Here is a 2938-nt window from a genome sequence, read left to right as displayed (position 1 = left end):
GTGCTGTTCACCGTCGACACCAACGCCGGGGCCTGCGGTGCGGGCACGTGGTTGAAGTGGAACGGCATCGATGCCGACCAGGCCACGGCACAAGCCAACAACAAGGCCATCTACGCGCTGCTGCTGGCGTCCAAGCTCAGCGGCTCGACGGTGCGCATGTTCGGCAGCAATGCCGGATGCCTGGTGAAGTTCATCTATTCGGCCTGAACAACAGAACCCACCCATGAACGTGTCCTTCTTCTCGCGGGCCGATGCCCGGCTGGCCAGGGTTGCAAATGCCGCGCCGCGCATGCTGGCGATGGTGATGTCCGCAGTGGCACTGAGTGCATCAGCGCAAGGCTTGGTCGTCAGCGAGAGCGGGCAGGCCGTCTACAGCTACCCGATCGTCGTGCCGCCCGGCGTGGCGGGGATGGAGCCGAAGCTGAGCCTGGTCTACAACAGCGGCGGCATGAACGGGCCGATGGGGGTCGGCTGGTCGGTGCAGGGCATTTCGCAGATCACCCGCTGTCCGAAGATCGAGCCGGTGCCGGTCGGCGCGTCGTACAAGCCGCGCATCGTCCCGGTGGCCTATGTTCCGGACGACAACCTGTGCCTCGATGGGCAGCGGCTCGTCAAGGTCGTGAAGGGCAGTGGCTCGTTCGTCGGCGAACCGGCTGCCGATCAGAGTCAACCGTCGCTCGGTGTGGCAACCGGGGCGGTGGAGTACCGGACCGAAAACGACGGCTTCTCGCGGATCAAGGCCAGCGGCTTTGCCTCAACCTCCATCGGCGCCTCCGCGGGCCCGGGCACCTTCACGGTTCAGACCAAGGCGGGTCTGACGCAGGTCTATGGCCTGGTCACGGTCGGCACGGCGCCCACGACCGATGGCGTCGTCAAGGCCGTCGGCGGTGCCAAGGCGGGTGTTGCCACGGCGTGGCTGCTGAAGACGGTGACCGATTCGGCCGGCAATGCCATCGAGTTCCAGTACGACAACACCGTGCGCACCTGGGGAACCGGGCCGAACGGCGCGGCAGCCGCCGGCGGCGAATGGAACCTGCAAGTGGTCTACTACGGCTGCAACTACGGTGTGAACCAGGCGTGCACGGCACGGCACAAAGTTCAGTTCAACTACATCGAGCGGTCGGACAAGGCAGAAGCCTTCCACCTCGGTGCCAAGGTGGTCAGCACGCGCCTGCTGTCATCGGTGGGCGTGTGGGCGGCCAGCGGTGCCGCCGTGCGCAACTATCAGGTGGTCTACACGACCTCGGATGCATCGGCCCGCCAGTTGGCGACGAGCATCAAGGAGTGCGCCGGTAACGCGCAGCTGACCTGCATGCCGGCCACGCGGTTCACGTACAGCCCGCTCAGCGGCTATGCCGCGTCGACGGCGTTCAATCTCGGCGGCCTGCCGCTGGCCAGCGCCGATGGCAGCCGTGGTGCCCTCACCGGCGACTTCAACGGCGACGGCAAGACCGACATCCTGTGGTGGCGCAAGGATGCCGGTGCGCCCATCACGCAGATGGTCTGCGTGAACGACGTCTGCACCGTCCAGCCTACGGGCAGCTACTACCTGAACGAACTCTGGCTGGCCGACGCGAAGGTGCCCGGCAAGTTCAACAAGGTGCCCGACATCGGCGAGGTGGGCCGCATTCGCCTGGGTGGCCGTTTCGACGGACGCGACGAGAACGATACGGTCGACGTGATCGTCACTGACATCAATGGTGACGGCCGTGCCGACCTGGTCCGGCTGTGCAAGTCGGGCAACACGTCGTGGTGCCCGGCCAAGCTGCGCATGTGGCTCTCCGTCTCGGACAACGACCCGACCGTGACAGCCACCTACGGGCAGTTCATCAACCTGCCCAACCCGGCCACCGGCGTGCAGGGGCCATTGTTCGCCGCCGCCGGCACGGCCTTTGGCTACGTCTGCCAGGACAAGGCTTCCGGCAACGTGCCCCCCGTGGACGAACCGCCCGACATCTGGCACCAGTCGTATGCGAAGGATGCGTACTGGCAGGACTTCGACGGCGACGGCCGGCTCGACCTGATCACGATGGACGTGCTGCAGACGTCGGCGGGCACTGGCTGGGCCTCCTGCCCGCAGGCGCCGACCTTGACGCCGAGCTTCCAGACGATGCACTACTACGTGGGGCGCGGCAACGGCCAGTTCGAGCTGAAGCAGACCGTCGCGATGGCCAAGCCGCACCGCACCGGCACCGTCAAGGGGGTGGGCGGCATGTCGTATGGCGAGGTGATCGACATCAACGGCGACGGCAGGCCGGACCTGCTGTTCCTGGGCAGCCGATGGATGCAGGACGGCAATGGCAACTTCCAGGAGGTGGCGGGTACCGTCGGCACGGCACCGGGGAGCCCGCGCATGCTGGTCGTCGATGCGAACGGCGACGGCAAGAGCGACATCATCCTGATGGATCCAACCGGGTCGCGCACCGTGCCGAGTCCGATTCCCGGCAGCGTGACCGGCGCGACGCCCGTGAACGTTGCCGCCAACCCGTACGAGGCGCGCCTCTACATCAACCAGGGTGACGGGAGCTTCGCGCCAGACAATCGTCCGTTGGCAGGCCTCTATGCGATGGGCAGTGCCAATTACTTCCAGCAGGGTGATGACGGCATTCCCACCGGCGGCGCGGCGCGCCATTTCGCCTTCGGCAGCGGCGGCAGCGGCTCGGTGCCGATGGACATCAACGGTGACGGCCAGACCGACTACATGGTTTGGATCGGTGACAACGACCGGCACGAGCTCGCCTTCTACACGAGCCTGTCTGGCACCGATCCGGGCAAGACCGACGCCTCGGTCCCGGGCGTGTCGTCGACAAGCCGCGGGACTGCGAGCCTGCCGGAGATGATGACCGGCGGAGCCTTCTTCTACACCGGCGACTTCCTGGGCCTGGGGTCGCCGGGCTTCCTGCGCGTGCAGGACGGCAGCAACAACACGTTGTGGTAC

General features: G+C 66.5%; 2 protein-coding genes. Both read left to right on the top strand.

The genetic code is table 11. The features are described from left to right. A partial coding sequence (locus tag AC1D12_RS29805) for a hypothetical protein (protein WP_477844829.1) occupies window positions 1-207 on the top strand: 207 nt, incomplete at its 5' end. 16 nt (window positions 208-223) lie between these two features. Continuing rightward, a partial coding sequence (locus AC1D12_RS29800; RefSeq protein ID WP_477844827.1) for an FG-GAP-like repeat-containing protein occupies window positions 224-2938 on the top strand: 2715 nt, incomplete at its 3' end.

It is taken from the genome of Rhizobacter sp. P1_G5 (assembly GCF_056405435.1).
The sequence above is the reverse complement of the archived record's forward strand: the minus strand, read 5'-3'. Positions and strand labels throughout refer to the sequence as shown.